The sequence below is a fragment of the Streptomyces sp. NPDC001832 genome (assembly GCF_040297265.1).
In the GTDB taxonomy this organism is placed as follows: Bacteria; Actinomycetota; Actinomycetes; order Streptomycetales; family Streptomycetaceae; genus Streptomyces.
On record NZ_JBEOYU010000001.1, the window covers coordinates 262750 to 279327 of the forward strand.

Consider the following 16578-nt stretch of genomic DNA (forward strand, 5'->3'; position numbering starts at 1 on the left):
GTCTCCCCTGCTCCTTGCGAGCTTGGGGAAGGCGCTACGAGGACATTTCGGCAACGCGGGAAGCGTGCGTGCCAGGGCGTGGCCGCCCGATCAGAGGCCACCCGACAGCCTCTCAGGCGGCGCATACAGGTTCGCATGCGACACTCCTCCACGATGGACATCTCCGGGACGCAGTTCAGAGTCGTTCGCGCGGCGCTTTTCACAGCGCTCGTCGTGACGCTCTCCGCTGCGTCCCATGTGCTGCTCTCCCAGGTCCCGCTGCCACTGAACATCGTCGCCCTGCTGGCCGGCGTGGTCTTCGCCGTGGCGTACGCGCTGGCCGGCCAGGAGCGCGGCTTCGGGGCGATCGCCGGACTGCTGGTTCCGATGGAGCTGGCCGCCGACACCGTCTTCACCACCGGGCAGCACCTGTGTTACGGCGCGGCAGGCGGCCCGATCGCCGGGCCGCTGCGCTCGGTCGGCGTCGATGTGCTGTGCGACGGCGGTGACATCGGCGCCGGTGCGCACCAGGCCGGTGACGTCGGCACCCCGCTCGCCTCGGTGGCCGGTGCGGGACACACGACAGCCGCGCTGCTGGCCTCCCCCGGCCCTGCGGTGCCGTGGCTGCTGCTCGCCGCACATGTGACGGTCGGTCTGCTCGCCGCGGCCTGGCTCCGGCGCGGCGAGTCCGCGCTCGTCGGTCTGCTGGGCGCGGTCGCAGTTCTGGCGTTCCGTCCTCTGCTGATCGCGGTCGCCGTGGCGGGTACGGCCCGCCGCTCGGTGCGCCGCAGGGTGCGCCCCGCCGGACACGGCCCGCACCTGCTCGTACACGCCCGTCTGCTCGTGCACTCCGTGGGACGGAGGGGACCGCCGCGCTCGGCCTGTGCCATCGCCTGAGCACGCACATCCCTGACGACGTACCAGCCACACCATGGAGAAAACGAACATGAGCAAGCGCAACAGCCAGGCCAGCAAGTCGGCAGCCCGTGAGCGTCTGCGCGCCGAGCGCGAGCGCCAGGCCAAGAAGGACAAGACCCGCAGGCAGATCCTCGTGGGCGTCTCGATCGTCGCCGTGCTGGCGCTCGCCGGCGGTGTCGGCTGGGGAGTCATGCAGCTGAACAAGCCCAGCCACTGGGAGGCGGCGAAGGACGCGAAGGACGTCACTGCGCCGAAGAACACGTCGGGCCCCGACGGCACGACCGTCATCCTCGGCAAGCCGACCGCCAAGAAGACCCTGGAGATCTACGAGGACCCGCGCTGCCCGATCTGCGCCACGCTCGAGCAGAACGTCGGCGAGACGTTGCAGAAGGACCTCGACGCCGGAAAGTACAAGATCAAGTACATCGGCGCCACGTTCCTCGACGATGTCATCCCCGGCGAGGGCTCGAAGAACGCCATGAGCGCGCTGGGCGCCGCCCTCAATGTCAGCCCGCAGGCCTTCCTGGACTACAAGTCCACGCTCTTCTCCGCGAAGTACCACCCGGAGGAGACCGACGACAAGCTCAAGGACGACGCCTACCTGCTCGAGATCGCCGACTCGGTCGACGCCCTGAAGAACAACAAGACGTTCCAGAAGGACGTCGAGGACGGGACATACGACAACTGGGCGGTGAAGATGGGCGAGGCGTTCGGAAAGAGCGGCGTGCAGGGCACTCCGACGCTGAAGATGGACGGCAAGACGCTCACCGGCCCGGACGGTAAGAACGCTCCGATGACGGTGGCCGACTTCAACACCGCGGTCAACGCAGCGCTGAAGGACTAGCCGAACGGCGAATCCCCAGCGGCGGCTCTCCGACGGGCAGGCGAACTTCCTTCATTCGCCTGCCCGTTCGCTATACCGGTCAGTAGGGTGCTCCTCCGTGAGCAGACGAATCCTTTCTTCGCCCATATCCGCCCCCAGCCGCCGCACAATCGTCAAGGCTGCTGCCGCCACCGCCGTCGCCGCCCCCGTGCTGGGTGCCACCACCGCGCGTGCCGCGGACGGGCCGGCCTTCCTGCACGGCGTCGCCTCCGGCGATCCCCTCCCCGACGGCGTACTCCTGTGGACCCGCGTCACCCCGACCCCCGACGCCGTGCCCGGTTCCGGCCGTGGCGCCGATACGGCGGTGCGCTGGGAGGTCGCCGAGGACAAGGAGTTCGCCCGGGTCGTCGCACAGGGCTCCACCGTCGCGAGGGCCGCTTCCGACCACACCGTCAAGGCCGATGTGCGGGGGCTGAGCCCGGCCACCGCGTACTGGTTCCGCTTCTCGGCGGGCGACGGTACGGAGATACTCTCGCCGACGGGCCGCACCCGTACCGCGCCCGCGGCCCGAGCTGTCACGCCCGGTGTGCGCTTCGGGGTGGTGTCGTGCGCCAACTGGGAGTCCGGGTTCTTCTCCCCGTACCGGCATCTCGCCGCCCGCGCCGATCTCGACGCGGTGCTGCATCTCGGCGACTACATCTACGAGTACGCGTCGGGCAGTTTCCCGGACGCGAAGTACGTCGTACGGCCGCACGAGCCGAAGCACGAGATCCTCACCCTCGCCGATTACCGCACCCGGCACGGCAATTACAAGACGGACCCCGACCTCCAGACCCTGCACGCCACCCACCCGGTGATCGCGATCTGGGACGACCACGAGTTCGCCAACGACGCCTGGTCGGGCGGGGCCGAGAACCACACGCCGGACACGGAGGGTTCCTGGGCCGACCGGGCGGCGGGCGCCAAGCAGGCGTACTTCGAGTGGATGCCGGTCCGCGCCTCCACCGAGGGCACCGTCTACCGGCGGCTGCGCTTCGGCAACCTGGCCGATCTCCACCTCCTCGATCTGCGCACCTTCCGCTCCCAGCAGTCGACGATCGGCAACGGCTCGATCGACGACCCGGATCGCACGATCACCGGCCGGGCGCAGTTGGACTGGCTGAAGTCGGGCCTGGCCGGCTCGGACGCCACCTGGAAGCTGGTCGGTACGTCGGTGATGATCTCGCCGGTCGCGTTCGGTTCCGTACCCGCGCATCTGCTGAAGCCGCTGGCCGAGTTGCTGGGGCTGCCCGCGGAGGGTCTTGCCGTCAATGTCGACCAGTGGGACGGCTACACGGACGACCGCAAGGAGCTGATCGCGCATCTGCAGGACCGGTCGATCACCAACACGGTCTTCCTGACCGGCGACATCCACATGGCGTGGGCCAATGACGTACCGGTGAAGGCGGCAACGTATCCGCTCTCGGCGTCGGCCGCCACCGAGTTCGTGGTGACGTCGGTGACGTCGGACAATCTCGACGACGTCCTGCACGTCGCGCCGCAGACCGTCTCGGTGGTCGCAGCCGCGGCAGTCAAGGCCACCAACCGCCATGTGAAGTGGGTGGATATGGACTCGCACGGCTACGGCATCCTCGATGTGACCGCCGAGCGCTCGCAGATGGACTACTACGCCGTCTCCGACAAGACGAAGCGGGACGCGACCTCCGCCTGGACACGTTCGTACCGGACGCTCAGCGGGACGCAGAAGGTCGAGCGGGTGGACCGCCCGGTTCACTAGGGCCCGCCCTTCGGGCACCCGTCCGAAGGGCCCCGCACGGTGCGGGGCCCTTCGCGCGGTCACAGCGTGGCGAGGAAGCCGAGTGCGACCTTCCAGGCCGCCTCGGCCGAGGCCGCGTCGTGGTCCGGCAGTTCGGGGTCCGTGAAGAGATGACCCGCACCCGGATAGCGGTAGACCTCGACATCGGCACCGGCCCGCCGCATCTGCAGATACCAGGAGTTCAGCCAGTCGTGCGTCTCGAACGGGTCCGGGTCCGCGACATGCAGCTGTACGGGCAGCTCGTCCACCGAGGCGTTCTCGGCGATGTCCGAGGTGCCGTGGAACAGCAGCAGACCACGCGCCTTCTCATCACCGAGCGCCAGGGTCTGCGCGGTGGACGCCCCGAAGGAGAAACCCGCGTACACCAGGCCCCGGTCGGAGTAGGGCGCAGCAGCCAGCACGGCACGCCTGAGCAGCTCGTCCTTGCCCACCTCTTCCTTGAAGGCCATGCCATCCTCGACGGTTTCGAAAGTGTGCCCCTCGAAGAGATCGGGCACGTGCACCACGTGCCCGGCGGCGCGCAGCCGGTCGGCGGCCACGTGCACCGCGGGGCGCATGCCGTACGTCGAGTGGAAAAGCATGATGTTCATGAGGCCAATGGTGCCAGCTACGGTCGGAAGCATGGAGAACGACCACCAGCAAACCGTTCGAGAACCGGTCGCGCGGCAGCACCCAGATGACCGGCTCGGCGTGGACGCGCTGGGGCCTGCCACCCGGACGTATGCAGGGGTGCCCGCTCGCTCCGTACGGCCGGGGCGGCGCTCGGCACTCGTCCGCTCGCTACAGAGCGCGGCGCATCGCCCGGTGGGCGATCCCGGCGTCCGGGAATTCGGGGCCGTACACCGCATACCCGAGCCGCTCGTAGAAGCCGAGCGCATGGGTCTGGGCGTGCAGATCGACGGCGGCCAGACCGAGCTCGCGGGCCGCGTCCTCAATGGCCCGGACCAGCGCCACGCCGACGCCGAGACCGCGCGCCTCCTTGGTCACCGCCAGCCGGCCGAGCGAGCCCACGGTGAGGTCGCCGCCGGTCTTGGCGAGGGCGGCCGGACCGTGCAGCAGTCGCCCGGTACCGAGCGGGGAGCCGTCCGCCGCGACGGCGATCACATGCACCGCGTCAGCGTCGTAGGCGTCGTACTCGATCTCCTCGGGCACGTTCTGCTCCCCGACGAAGACGTCCTTACGGACCTGGAAACAGGCGGCGCGGTCCTGCTCGTCGACGACGGTACGGGTGGTGTACGGAGCGGACCTGCCGGTCATTCGCTCTCCGCCGCGATCATGTCCAGGGCCTGCTGGAGGTCGTCCGGGTAGTTGCTGGAGAACTCCACCCAGCCGCCGTCGGAAGGGTGCTCGAAGCCGAGCCGGACGGCGTGCAGCCACTGCCTCGTCAGGCCGAGGCGCTTGGCCATCGTCGGATCGGCACCGTAGGTGACGTCACCGACGCAGGGGTGGCGGTGGGCCGACATGTGCACCCGGATCTGGTGCGTACGGCCCGTCTCCAGCTTGATGTCCAGGAGACTGGCGGCGCGGTAGGCCTCGATGAGGTCGTAGTGCGTCACGGAGGGCTTGCCCTCGGACGTGACGGCCCACTTGTAGTCGTGGTTGGGGTGGCGCCCGATGGGGGCGTCGATGGTGCCGCTCATCGGGTCCGGGTGGCCCTGCACCAGCGCGTGGTACCTCTTCTCGACGACCCGGTCGCGAAACTGCGCCTTCAGCAGGGTGTAGGCCCGCTCGGACTTTGCGACGACCATCAGGCCGGAGGTGCCGACATCGAGGCGGTGGACGATGCCCTGGCGCTCGGCGGCGCCGGACGTCGAGATCCGGTACCCGGCTGCGGCAAGACCGCCGATGACGGTCGTGCCGGTCCAGCCGGGGCTCGGGTGGGCGGCGACCCCGACCGGCTTCACGATCACGACGATGTCGTCGTCGTCGTGCACGATCTCCATACCCTCTACGGGCTCGGCGACGATCTGCACCGGAGCGGGTGCCTGCGGCATCTCCACTTCCAGCCAGGCGCCGCCCCGTACCCGCTCGGACTTGCCGACCACCGCGCCGTCCACCTGCACCTTCCCGGAAGCTGCCAGGTCGGCGGCCTTGGTGCGGGAGAAACCGAACATCCGGGAAATGGCGGCGTCGACACGCTCGCCCTCCAGACCGTCGGGTACGGGCAGGGTGCGGACCTCGGGATACGTACTCACCTGTCGAGTATGCCTTGCGCCCACTAGTCCTTGTGCACGGTGCCGTCGGGGTCCAGGCCCTTGAAGGAAAGGATCACGATCAGGATGCCGCCGCAGACAATCGCGGAGTCGGCGAGGTTGAAGACGGCGAAGTGCGCGGGTGCGATGAAGTCCACCACCGCGCCCTGGAAGGCGCCGGGAGCGCGGAAGATGCGGTCCGTGAGATTGCCGAGCGCACCGCCGAGCAGCAGGCCGAGCGCAATGGCCCACGGCAGGCTGTAGAGCTTGCGGCCGAGGCGGATGATGACGACGATGATGGCCGCCGCGATGAAGGTGAAGATGATCGTGTAGGCCTCACCGAAACCGAACGCGGCACCCGGGTTACGGATCACGTCGAACTTCAGCCAGTCGCCGAGGATCTCGATCGGCGCGTGGTGTTCCAGTTTCTCGACCACGATCACCTTGCTGATCAGGTCGAGCAGATAGGCGAAGACGGCCACGGCGAAGAGCACCATGATCTTCCGCTTGCCCCTGCTCGGGGCCGTCTCCTCGACCCGGTCCGCGGCCGCGTCCCCTTCGGTCCCCTGAGTATCGGGGATGTCCGGCGTACCGATGATGCGCTCCGCCTCTGCCACGTGAGTCCCTCAACCTAGGTTCCTGACTGAGGACGAGGGTACGGCACATGGCCACCGATCAAGCGCGACGCTCCTGCTTCTGTTTGTCCTCGACGCAGAGCGTGGCGCGGGGGAACGCCTGCATCCGCGCCTTGCCGATCGGATTGCCGCAGACCTCGCACAGTCCGTACGTCCCGGCGTCGAGCCGGGCCAGGGCACGTTCGGTCTGGTCCAACATCTCCTGGGCGTTGGCGGCGAGCGACATCTCGTGCTCGCGAGTGATGTTCTTGGTGCCGGTGTCCGCCTCGTCGTCACCCGCCCCGTCGCCGGAGTCGCGCATCAGCCCCGCGAGTGCGGCACTCGCCGCCTCCAGCTCGCTGCGCAGCCGCATGATCTCGCTGCTCAGCACGGCCCGTGCCTCTTCGACCTCATCCGGCGTCCAGGGGTCCTCACCCGGCCGGACCGCCAGCTCGCCGGTGGCTGTCGTGGCGGTTCCACGGGCCGGGGGCACGGGCGCCGCACCCTTGCCGGCCGTGCGGGTCCGGGCCGCGCTCTTCTTGGCTACCACCGTGTGAGCTCCCGTCTTCTCGGCGGCCGCGGCCGCCACCGTGGCCGCCGCAGCGGCCTTCTTCGAAGCCTTCTTGGCCACGCTTTTCTTCGCAGGTGCCTTGTTGGCCGGCACCGCGTGCTCGGCGGGCACCGCCCGCTTCCGGGCTGCGGTCTTCTTCACCGCGGACTTCTTCACCGCAGACTTCTTCACCGCAGTCTTCTTCACCGCAGTCTTCTTCACCGCAGTCTTCTTCACCGCAGTCTTCTTCGCAGCCGCAGCCGTCGGGCCACCCTCGGGGATGGCCTGCGGGCTCGCCGCTGCACTCGTCTTCCTGCTCGCCGCACCCGTGGGTCTCGCTGACGCCGACTTCTTTGCGGCGGTCTTCTTCGCCACCATGGCCGCGGCCCCTTCACATATTGTGATCTTGCACGCGAATCGTGCTGGGACGATAAATCGACACCAGCCCCGCGGCAACGGGGCACGCCGCCGAACCGGCCCTCCCCGTGTCCGGATACCGACGTGCCTGAATCGGTTGTGCCCAGCTCCCCGCCGGGTAATCCGCCTCCCGCCCCCGCCGGGACTGCGTATGTCCGCGTCTGCCCATTCGGGTCACGCCCCGCCCCACGGGTTAAACCGGTCGGCCGTCGCCCGTACGGGCCCGTACACTGGCCTCAGCGAGAGGCGTGGATGGGACGAGTAGCGTCGTACGCAGCCAGGAGCGACCCGGGGACGGTGTGAGCCCGGGGGCGAGCGCGTCGTGAAGATCACCCGGAGCCGTCGGAAGAAAGCCGCAAGGCGATTAGAACCGGCGTCGCGACCCCAATGAGGGGGCCACGGGAGCACACCCGGGGCCAAGGAGGGTGGTACCGCGGGAGTCGATGAGGCTCTCGTCCCTCCGACGGAAGTGGAAAACGTCCGCCGGAGGAAGTCCGCCCATGACATCGCCGCAGTACCGCCAGGTACCCGCCCAGGTCGACCTGCCCGCGCTGGAGCACGCCGTGCTCGATTTCTGGCGCGAGAGCAAGGTCTTCGCCAAGAGCCTCGAACAGTCCGAGGGCCGCCCCGAGTGGGTCTTCTACGAGGGCCCGCCCACCGCCAACGGCATGCCTGGCGCGCACCACATCGAGGCCCGCGTCTTCAAGGACGTCTTCCCCCGCTTCCGCACCATGCAGGGCTACCACGTCGGTCGCAAGGCCGGCTGGGACTGCCACGGACTGCCGGTCGAGCTCGCGGTCGAGAAGGAGCTGGGCTTCAACGGCAAGAAGGACATCGAGGCGTACGGCATCGCCGAGTTCAACGCCAAGTGCCGCGAGTCCGTGACCCGCCACACCGACGCGTTCACCGAGCTCACGACCCGGATGGGCTACTGGGTCGACCTCGACGACGCGTATCGCACGATGGACCCCGAGTACGTCGAGTCGGTGTGGTGGTCGCTGAAGGAGATCTTCAACAAGGGCCTGCTGGTCCAGGACCACCGCGTCGCCCCCTGGTGCCCGCGCTGCGGCACCGGTCTCTCGGACCACGAGCTGGCACAGGGTTACGAGACCATCGTCGACCCGTCGGTCTTCGTACGCTTCCCCCTCACCTCCGGCCCGCTGGCCGGCGATGCCTCGCTCCTCGTCTGGACGACCACCCCCTGGACCCTGGTCTCCAACACCGCCGTCGCCGCGCACCCCGACGTCACCTATGTCGTCGCGACCAACGGCGAGGAGAAGCTCGTCGTCGCGCAGCCGCTCTTCGAAAAGGCGCTGGGCGAGGGCTGGGAGACCACCGGCCAGACCTTCACCGGCCGCGAGATGGAACGCTGGACGTACGAGCGCCCGTTCGCCCTGGTCGACTTCCCGAGCGTGAGCGAGGGAAGCAATGGACACAGCCCGAGCGTGAGCGAGGGAAGCAATGGAAACAGCCCGGCCGAGGCCCATTACGTGGTCAACGCCGAGTACGTGACGACCGAGGACGGTACGGGTCTGGTCCACCAGTCCCCCGCCTTCGGCGCCGACGACCTCGTCGTCTGCCGCGCCTACGGCCTCCCGGTCGTGAACCCGGTCCGCCCCGACGGCACCTTCGAGGAGAACCTGCCGCTGGTCGGCGGCGTCTTCTTCAAGAAGGCCGACGAGGCGCTCACCGAAGACCTGGCCGCCCGCGGGAAGCTCTTCCGGCACGTCCCTTACGAACACAGCTACCCGCACTGCTGGCGCTGCCACACCGCGCTGCTCTACTACGCGCAGCCGTCCTGGTACATCCGTACGACCGCTATCAAGGACCGGCTGCTCGAAGAGAACGAGAAGACCAACTGGTTCCCTGATTCGGTCAAGCACGGCCGCTTCGGTGACTGGCTGAACAACAACGTCGACTGGGCGGTGTCCCGTAACCGCTACTGGGGCACCCCGCTGCCGATCTGGCGCTGCGAGGACAGCCACCTCACATGCGTCGGCTCGCGCGCCGAGCTCAGCGAACTCGCCGGCACCGACCTCTCCGGTCTGGACCCGCACCGCCCGTTCATCGACGAGATCACGTTCACCTGCTCGCACGAGAACTGCCAACTGGAGGCGTACCGCGTCCCGGAGGTCATCGACGCCTGGTACGACTCGGGCTCGATGCCGTTCGCGCAGTGGGGCTACCCGTACAAGAACAAGGAGATCTTCGAGAGCCGCTACCCGGCGCAGTTCATCTCGGAGGCCATCGACCAGACCCGCGGCTGGTTCTACACGCTGATGGCGGTCGGCACGCTGGTCTTCGACAAGTCTTCCTACGAGAACGTGGTCTGCCTGGGCCACATCCTCGCCGAGGACGGCCGCAAGATGTCCAAGCACCTCGGGAACATCCTTCAGCCGATCCCCCTCATGGATCAGCACGGCGCTGACGCGGTGCGCTGGTTCATGGCGGCGGGCGGCTCCCCGTGGGCGGCGCGCCGCGTCGGCCACGGCACGATCCAGGAGGTCGTCCGCAAGACCCTGCTGACGTACTGGAACACGGTCGCCTTCCAGGCCCTGTACGCCCGTACGTCCGACTGGGCGCCGTCCGCGGCCGACCCGGCCCCTGCGGACCGCACGGTCCTGGACCGCTGGCTGCTGAGCGAGCTGAACGCGCTGGTGGACCAGGTCACGCAGGCTCTGGAGGGTTACGACACCCAGCGCGCCGGCAAGCTCCTGTCCGCGTTCGTCGACGATCTGTCCAACTGGTACGTTCGCCGCTCACGCCGCCGCTTCTGGCAGGGCGACAAGGCGGCGCTGCGCACCCTGCACGAGGTCATCGAGACGGTGACCCGGCTGATGGCTCCGCTCACCCCGTTCATCACCGAGCGGGTCTGGCAGGACCTGGTGGCTCCGGTCACCCCGGAGGCCCCCGAGTCGGTCCACCTGTCCGCCTGGCCGAAGGCGGACCTCACGGTCATCGACCCGACGCTCTCCAACCAGATGGCGCTGGTCCGCCGCCTGGTCGAGCTGGGCCGGGCCACCCGCGCCGAGTCGGGCGTCAAGACCCGCCAGCCGCTCTCCCGGGCCCTGGTCGCGGCGGCGGGCTTCGAGTCCCTCTCCCCCGAGCTGCACGCCCAGATCACGGAGGAGCTGAACGTCTCCTCGCTGGCCTCGCTCACTGATTCCTCCGCCGGTCCAGCGGGCAGCGGCTCGCTGGTCGACACGACGGCGAAGGCGAACTTCCGTGCGCTCGGCAAGCGGTTCGGCAAGGGCGTCCAAGCGGTTGCCAAGGCAGTCGCGAACGCCGACGCGGCGGCCCTCTCGCTGGCCCTGCGCGAGGGCACGGCGTCGGTCGAGGTGGACGGCGAGACGGTCACCCTCTCCCCCGACGAGGTGATCATCACCGAAACTCCGCGCGAGGGCTGGTCGGTGGCGTCCGACTCGGGCGCGACGGTCGCTCTGGACCTGGAGATCACCCCGGAACTTCGGCGCGCGGGCCTCGCCCGTGACGCGATCCGGCTCATCCAGGAGGCCCGCAAGAACAGCGGCCTGGACGTCGCGGACCGCATCGCCGTCCGCTGGACATCCACCTCCCCCGCCACGGTGGAGGCCCTGACCGAGCACGCGGCCCTGATCGCGGACGAGGTCCTGGCGCTGGACTACGCGCAGGGCGAGGCGGACACGGCATACGGCACCCCGTTCGAGGACGAGGGCCTGTCCCTGACGTTCCGCCTCCGCAAGACGGAGCAGTAGCCCAGGCCCATCAAAGGCCCGCCCGGACCAAGTATGCCGGGCGGGCCTCCGTCGTTCTCCGGGCAGAACCAAGCCACCCCTCACACGCAAGCTGCTTCCGGCGGCTGAAAGGCTGTCGGGTGACCGCTGAGGAGCAAGGTCCGGGGCAGAGCCCGCGGTTACGAGAAGGGGCGGGCAGGGGAACAAGCCCGTCGCAGGCACCCCACCCGCCTGCCGTGCACGGCAAAAGGGCCGGGCCCCGGGGAAAACCCCGGGGCCCGACCCTCAGCCTGCCGACGGCTACGCGCTCACCGCGCGCACCCGGCTCAGTTGTCGTCCTCGTCGATCAGGAACCCACGCATCGGCGAAGGAGCCTGCTGCATCGGCTGCGGCGCCTGCGGCCGCACCGGCGCCATCGGCTGGGTCATCGCCGGCGTCATCTGCTGCTGGCCACCGTACGAGGGCCCACCGCTCATGGACGGGTTGCCACCCATCTGCTGGTTGCCGTGACCACTGTGGTTGCCGCCCATGGTGTGGCTCATGGCACCCGCACCGGCCGGAGCCAGCGAGGGCGACGGCGGCAGCGAAGCGGTGGCAGGGGTCCGCGGCGGGGCCAGCGAGTCGTCAGCCTGGGTCTCCAGCTGGCGCAGCTGGCTCTCCAGGTAGGACTTCAGCCGGGTCCGGTACTCGCGCTCGAAGCCACGCAGGTCCTCGACCTTGCGCTCCAGCGTCGCGCGGGCCGACTCCAGCGAGCCCATCGCCACGCGGTGCTTCTCCTGCGCGTCCCGCTCCAGCGCGTCCGCCTTGGCGCGCGCGTCGCGCTCCAGGCCCTCGGCACGGCTGCGCGCCTCGCCGACGATCTTGTTGGCCTCGGAACGGGCCTCCGCGATCGCCTGGTCAGCCGTCTGCTGTGCGAGCGAGAGGACACGGGCGGCGCTGTCGCCACCGGGGCCCTGACCGGGCTGCTGCATCTGCGGCGGCTGCTGCATCTGCTGCTGCGGGGCGTGACCACCCATGGGGCCGCCCATCGGGCCACCCATGGGACCGCCCTGCATCGGACCGGGGCCGTGCGGGCCCTGCGGGCCGGGGCCGTGCGGGCCCTGGGGACCAGGACCGTGACCGCTGGGACCGGCGGGCAGCTGCGGAGCACCACCAGGCAGTTGGGGCGGACCCATCTGCGGGGGCTGCTGCTGGACCGGCGGACCCGATATGGCGGCGGGCACAGGTGCCCCGGGCCGGTCCTGCGGCTCCGGCTTACGCATCCCCTGCTGCTGGTTCTGCGCGGCGGCACGCGTGGCGGCGGCCAGCTTGGCGCGCAGGTCCTCGTTCTCACGGAGCAGGCGGGTCAGCTCGGACTCGACCTCGTCGAGGAAGGCATCGACCTCGTCCTCGTCATAGCCTTCTCGGAGACGGACGGTCGTGAACTGCTTGTTCCGCACGTCCTCGGGGGTCAGCGGCATCTCTTCTTCACCTCTACGTAGTCGTCGGCAGTCGGCAAGACCGTATCGCTCACAGCCTGATCACGATGTTGATCAGGATGTAGACGATGATCATCAGAACGAAGAAGGACAGGTCGAGTGCCACGCCCCCGAGACGCAACGGCGGGATGAACCGCCGCAGAAGCTTGAGCGGCGGATCCGTGACAGTGTAGGTGGCCTCAAGTATGACCACCATCGGCTTGCCCGGCTGCCATGTACGTGCGAACTGGAAGACGTAGTCCATGACCAGCCGGAAGATCAGCACGATGAGGAAACACATCAACGCGATATAGACAACCTGCAGTGCGACGCCCATTTCGCGCTTCCCTCTCCCCTGGCTCTCGAAGCTCCGGCCTTACGGCCGGGTCGTTCCTTTTGTCGTGTTCTCAGCTCTGGTTGAAGAATCCGCCCTCAGCAATGCGGGCCTTGTCCTCCGCCGTGACATCGACGTTAGCAGGCGACAGCAGGAACACCTTCTGCGTCACGCGCTCAATGCTGCCATGGAGACCGAAGACGAGTCCTGCGGCAAAGTCGACAAGTCGCTTTGCGTCCGTATCGTCCATCTCCGTGAGATTCATGATCACCGGAGTGCCCTCACGGAAGTGTTCCCCGATGGTACGGGCCTCGTTGTAGGTCCTGGGATGCAATGTGGTGATGCGGTAGGGCTCCCGCTCGGACACAACCTTGGGCATGATCACCGGTGTGTTCTTCTCCATGTTCGGGCGTTCAGGTGTGATGGATGCCACGGGTGCGATTCGGGCGGGTCGTTCCCTCTCCGCCGGGATCTGAACCGGCTCCCGCTGTGCGGGAGGCTGCACCACTCGTACCGGTTCATCCCTTTCCCGATCCCGCTCCATCTGATGCGCGGGCTGGTGCCGCCGCCGGTCGCGCTCGGGCTCCGGCTCGGGTTCGAATTCGTCGTCGGGGTCGAACCCCGGACCGTCGTACCCATCGTCCTCCACGAGGCCGAGGTAGACCGCCATCTTGCGCATCGCGCCGGCCATGCTCTGAGTCCTCCGCTCTGTGGTGGATCGGCATCTGTCACCAAGTGCCCCGCGATCCACTGAGGCCTGCCCGCCAAAGGCGGGAATGACCATATTTTCTGCTGTGGTCCGACTTGCTTGGCGACGTTACCCGAGCCTCGGTCGGACTCCGAGTACCGCCGTACCGACGCGCACATGTGTCGCTCCGGCCGCAACCGCTTCCTCGAGGTCCATGCTCATCCCTGCGGAGACCATGTTCGCAGCCGGATGGTTCCCGCGCAGGCGGGATGAGAATTCCATCAGCCGGTCGAAGGCGGCGCGTTGCCGTCCCGCGTACGGTCCGGCGAGCGGTGCGACGGTCATCAGACCGTCGAGCCGCAGCCCGGGCGCGGATTCGACCGCGGTGGCCAACTCCTCGATCCCGTCCGGCGCGACGCCGCCCCGGTCACCCCGCTCACCGCTCTCCGCGTCGAGAGCGACCTGGATGAGACAGCCGAGTTCGCGCTCCTGGCGCACGGCCGCCGCCGAGAGAGCCGTGACCAATTTGATCCGATCCACCGACTGTACAAAATCGGCATAACTTGCCACGGAACGAACCTTGTTCGTCTGCAATTGACCAACAAAATGCCATGCGAGCGACAGATCCGCACATTCGGCTGCCTTGGGTGCCGCATCCTGGTCACGATTCTCTGCGACATGACGCACACCGAGTTCATGCAGAATCCGCACATCGCTCGCGGGGTAGGTCTTGGTGACCACGATGAGGGTCACCTCTTCCCGCTTGCGACCGGCGGCGACGCAGGCGGAAGCAATGCGTTCCTCCACCCGTGCCAGATTTTCGGCGAGTTGAGTCTTACGATCCGTCATGCCCTATCAGTCCAACCAGACATATCCGGCGAGCCGCCCGGTGGTGCGGTCGCGGCGGTACGAGAAATGGTCGCCCGATTCGAGGGTGCAGACCAAAGATGCCTGCCGGTCCTGGACCCCGAGGGCTTCGAGCTGGGCGTGGACCCCGGCGGTGATATCCAAGGCCGGGGTGCCCCAACTGGTCTCGGACCATGAGGCCGGGACGCTCTCGGCGACCTCTGTGCGCATCCGGGACGGGACTTCGTAGCACCGTCCGCAGATCGCCGGTCCGGTGCGGGCGATGATCCGGGAGGGCTCGGCGCCGAGCCCGCTCATGGCCTCGACCACGGCGGGGACGACTCCGGCGACCAGACCGGGACGGCCCGCGTGCGCTGCCGCCGCGATCCCGGCGACCGGATCGGCAAGCAGTACGGGAGTGCAGTCGGCGGTGAGGACGGCGAGCGGGAGTCCGCGCTGTGCGGTCACCACCGCGTCCACCGCGGGGATTTCCGAAGCGTCTCCCCACGGGCCGTCGACGACCGCGACGTCCCGCCCGTGCACCTGGTTCATCCAGACGACCTGCGCCGGGTCCAGACCGAGAGTCCGTGCGGCGCGCTCGCGATTGGCCAGAACGGCGGCGGGGTCGTCTCCGACCGCGCCGCCGAGGTTGAGCTCCTCGTACGGAGCAGCACTCACCCCGCCCCACCTGTCGGTGAAGGCGAAGTGCGCGCGACGCCCCGAGGGTACTGAAGACACTGCGGGCACTGCGTGGTGCGGACCTATCACTTCAAGAAGTCCGGAACATCCAGCTCTTCGGCCTGGGAGTCCTGGTAGGGACGGGCCGGCGGGATGTGCGGCGGAGCGACCGGCGGCAGATGACTCTCATTGGCCGCCGGAACGGGCTCGGCCTGGACCGGGGGCTCCTCGCGCGGAGGCAGGGAGCCGAGTCCACCGGTCTGGCGCACGGGCTCGGCAGTGCGGGCCGGCGGGGCCGGCTCCTCGCGCTTGGCGGTGTTCGCGCCCAGGACGTTCTCGCGACGGGCCGGCGGCTGTCCGCCGTCGAAGCCCGCTGCGATCACGGTGACGCGTACCTCGTCGCCCAGTGCGTCGTCGATGACCGCACCGAAGATGATGTTCGCCTCGGGATGCGCCGCCTCGCTCACCAGCTGGGCCGCCTCGTTGATCTCGAAGAGTCCGAGGTCGCTTCCGCCGGAGATGGAGAGCAGGACACCGCGGGCGCCGTCGATGGACGCCTCCAGGAGCGGCGAGGAGATCGCCATCTCCGCGGCGGCCACCGCGCGGTCGTCGCCGCGGGCGGAACCGATGCCCATGAGCGCCGATCCGGCCTCCGACATGACCGACTTGACGTCGGCGAAGTCGAGGTTGATCAGACCCGGGGTCGTGATGAGGTCGGTGATGCCCTGGACACCCGAGAGCAGCACCTGGTCAGCCGACTTGAACGCGTCGAGCACGCTGACCTGGCGGTCCGAGATGGACAGCAGCCGGTCGTTGGGAATGACGATGAGGGTGTCGACCTCTTCGCGGAGCTCGGCGATGCCGTCCTCCGCCTGGTTCGCGCGTCGACGGCCCTCGAAGGTGAACGGGCGGGTGACCACGCCGATCGTCAGGGCGCCGAGCGAGCGCGCGATGTTGGCCACGACGGGTGCGCCGCCGGTGCCGGTGCCGCCGCCCTCTCCGGCGGTGACGAAGACCATGTCGGCCCCCTTGAGGACCTCCTCGATCTCCTCACGGTGGTCCTCTGCCGCCTTGCGACCGACGGCCGGGTTGGCCCCGGCACCGAGGCCGCGGGTGAGTTCGCGGCCGACGTCGAGCTTGACGTCGGCGTCGCTCATCAACAGGGCTTGCGCATCAGTGTTGATCGCGATGAACTCGACGCCCTTGAGACCGACCTCGATCATTCGGTTGATGGCATTGACACCACCGCCGCCGACACCGATGACCTTGATGACTGCGAGGTAGTTCTGCGGTGCTGCCACGTCGAAGGCCTCTCGCCTCGAGTTACGTGTCGTCGCTTTGCGTAGTACCGCCGCGACGACGGATGCCGATTGGGACGGTCCGGAACGCCGACCCAAACCCTAACGTTGAAGTTTAGGGTTACCAGTGTGTCTGCTTCATGGACTCTTCCGAACAGGACACTAAGTCGACAAGTGGCGCACGTTCAACGAACACGCCGAACCTCCCGTTTTTCTTTTCACCCTATGTGATCACCCATAGCGCTGACCAACCAG

At 68.5% G+C, this 16578-nt stretch carries 15 protein-coding genes; 4 read left to right on the forward strand and 11 right to left on the reverse strand.

Annotation, left to right across the window (positions count from 1 at the left end):
- Nucleotides 1-153: 153 nt before the first annotated feature.
- The 3 genes from ABT115_RS01235 to ABT115_RS01245 all read left to right on the forward strand — a co-directional run bounded on the left by ABT115_RS01235 (nucleotide 154) and on the right by ABT115_RS01245 (nucleotide 3497).
- Nucleotides 154-876: a hypothetical protein gene (locus ABT115_RS01235; protein WP_351783036.1), complete on the forward strand. Its 723-nt coding sequence runs from the start codon at nucleotides 154-156 to the stop codon at nucleotides 874-876.
- 49 nt (nucleotides 877-925) lie between these two features.
- The gene (locus tag ABT115_RS01240) at nucleotides 926-1741 is read left to right on the forward strand and encodes a thioredoxin domain-containing protein (protein ID WP_351782510.1); all 816 of its coding nucleotides are present in this window, start codon (nucleotides 926-928) and stop codon (nucleotides 1739-1741) included.
- 97 nt (nucleotides 1742-1838) lie between these two features.
- Nucleotides 1839-3497: an alkaline phosphatase D family protein gene (locus tag ABT115_RS01245; RefSeq protein ID WP_351782513.1), complete on the forward strand. Its 1659-nt coding sequence runs from the start codon at nucleotides 1839-1841 to the stop codon at nucleotides 3495-3497.
- Between the two features lie 59 nt (nucleotides 3498-3556).
- On the opposite strand, the gene ABT115_RS01250 is transcribed toward ABT115_RS01245, so the two are convergent.
- The 5 genes from ABT115_RS01250 to ABT115_RS01270 all read right to left on the reverse strand — a co-directional run bounded on the left by ABT115_RS01250 (nucleotide 3557) and on the right by ABT115_RS01270 (nucleotide 7270).
- Nucleotides 3557-4135, reverse strand: coding sequence for a dienelactone hydrolase family protein (locus ABT115_RS01250; RefSeq protein ID WP_351783039.1), 579 nt, complete (start codon nucleotides 4133-4135; stop codon nucleotides 3557-3559).
- 181 nt (nucleotides 4136-4316) lie between these two features.
- Nucleotides 4317-4793, reverse strand: coding sequence for a GNAT family N-acetyltransferase (locus ABT115_RS01255; protein ID WP_351782516.1), 477 nt, complete (start codon nucleotides 4791-4793; stop codon nucleotides 4317-4319).
- On the reverse strand, nucleotides 4790-5731 hold the full coding sequence (locus ABT115_RS01260) for an RluA family pseudouridine synthase (protein WP_351782519.1): 942 nt from the start codon (nucleotides 5729-5731) through the stop codon (nucleotides 4790-4792). Before ABT115_RS01260 ends, ABT115_RS01255 begins: the two co-directional genes overlap by 4 nt.
- A 23-nt stretch (nucleotides 5732-5754) precedes the next feature.
- Nucleotides 5755-6345, reverse strand: coding sequence for a signal peptidase II (gene lspA, locus ABT115_RS01265; RefSeq protein ID WP_351782521.1), 591 nt, complete (start codon nucleotides 6343-6345; stop codon nucleotides 5755-5757).
- 58 nt (nucleotides 6346-6403) lie between these two features.
- Complete coding sequence (locus ABT115_RS01270) at nucleotides 6404-7270, reverse strand: TraR/DksA family transcriptional regulator (RefSeq protein ID WP_351782523.1); 867 nt, start codon at nucleotides 7268-7270, stop codon at nucleotides 6404-6406.
- A gap of 539 nt (nucleotides 7271-7809) precedes the next feature.
- On the opposite strand from ABT115_RS01270, the gene ileS reads away from it, so the two are divergent.
- Nucleotides 7810-11043: an isoleucine--tRNA ligase gene (gene ileS / locus ABT115_RS01275; RefSeq protein WP_351782526.1), complete on the forward strand. Its 3234-nt coding sequence runs from the start codon at nucleotides 7810-7812 to the stop codon at nucleotides 11041-11043.
- 305 nt (nucleotides 11044-11348) lie between these two features.
- On the opposite strand, the gene ABT115_RS01280 is transcribed toward ileS, so the two are convergent.
- The 6 genes from ABT115_RS01280 to ftsZ all read right to left on the reverse strand — a co-directional run bounded on the left by ABT115_RS01280 (nucleotide 11349) and on the right by ftsZ (nucleotide 16326).
- Nucleotides 11349-12482 (reverse strand): DivIVA domain-containing protein, encoded by a 1134-nt coding sequence (locus ABT115_RS01280; protein ID WP_351782529.1) that lies wholly within the window; start codon nucleotides 12480-12482, stop codon nucleotides 11349-11351.
- 49 nt (nucleotides 12483-12531) lie between these two features.
- A complete protein-coding gene (locus tag ABT115_RS01285) occupies nucleotides 12532-12816 on the reverse strand; it encodes a YggT family protein (RefSeq protein ID WP_351782532.1) in 285 nt (94 codons plus the stop codon).
- 70 nt (nucleotides 12817-12886) lie between these two features.
- A complete protein-coding gene (locus ABT115_RS01290; RefSeq protein ID WP_351783042.1) occupies nucleotides 12887-13504 on the reverse strand; it encodes a cell division protein SepF in 618 nt (205 codons plus the stop codon).
- Nucleotides 13505-13630: 126 nt separating this feature from the next.
- Nucleotides 13631-14350, reverse strand: coding sequence for a YggS family pyridoxal phosphate-dependent enzyme (locus ABT115_RS01295; protein ID WP_351782535.1), 720 nt, complete (start codon nucleotides 14348-14350; stop codon nucleotides 13631-13633).
- Between the two features lie 6 nt (nucleotides 14351-14356).
- Nucleotides 14357-15115, reverse strand: coding sequence for a peptidoglycan editing factor PgeF (pgeF, locus tag ABT115_RS01300; protein WP_502969001.1), 759 nt, complete (start codon nucleotides 15113-15115; stop codon nucleotides 14357-14359).
- Nucleotides 15112-16326 (reverse strand): cell division protein FtsZ, encoded by a 1215-nt coding sequence (ftsZ, locus tag ABT115_RS01305; protein ID WP_351782540.1) that lies wholly within the window; start codon nucleotides 16324-16326, stop codon nucleotides 15112-15114. The genes pgeF and ftsZ overlap by 4 nt, the downstream gene beginning before the upstream one ends.
- Nucleotides 16327-16578: the final 252 nt, after the last annotated feature.

Coding starts and splice junctions, on each gene's coding strand:
- ABT115_RS01235 (WP_351783036.1), top strand. CDS start 154: ATGGACATCTCCGGGACGCAGTTCAGAGTCGTTCGCGCGGCGCTTTTC.
- ABT115_RS01255 (WP_351782516.1), bottom strand. CDS start 4,793: ATGACCGGCAGGTCCGCTCCGTACACCACCCGTACCGTCGTCGACGAG.
- ABT115_RS01240 (WP_351782510.1), top strand. CDS start 926: ATGAGCAAGCGCAACAGCCAGGCCAGCAAGTCGGCAGCCCGTGAGCGT.
- ABT115_RS01295 (WP_351782535.1), bottom strand. CDS start 14,350: ATGACGGATCGTAAGACTCAACTCGCCGAAAATCTGGCACGGGTGGAG.
- ileS (WP_351782526.1), top strand. CDS start 7,810: ATGACATCGCCGCAGTACCGCCAGGTACCCGCCCAGGTCGACCTGCCC.
- ABT115_RS01270 (WP_351782523.1), bottom strand. CDS start 7,270: ATGGTGGCGAAGAAGACCGCCGCAAAGAAGTCGGCGTCAGCGAGACCC.
- ABT115_RS01280 (WP_351782529.1), bottom strand. CDS start 12,482: ATGCCGCTGACCCCCGAGGACGTGCGGAACAAGCAGTTCACGACCGTC.
- ABT115_RS01285 (WP_351782532.1), bottom strand. CDS start 12,816: ATGGGCGTCGCACTGCAGGTTGTCTATATCGCGTTGATGTGTTTCCTC.
- ABT115_RS01290 (WP_351783042.1), bottom strand. CDS start 13,504: ATGGCCGGCGCGATGCGCAAGATGGCGGTCTACCTCGGCCTCGTGGAG.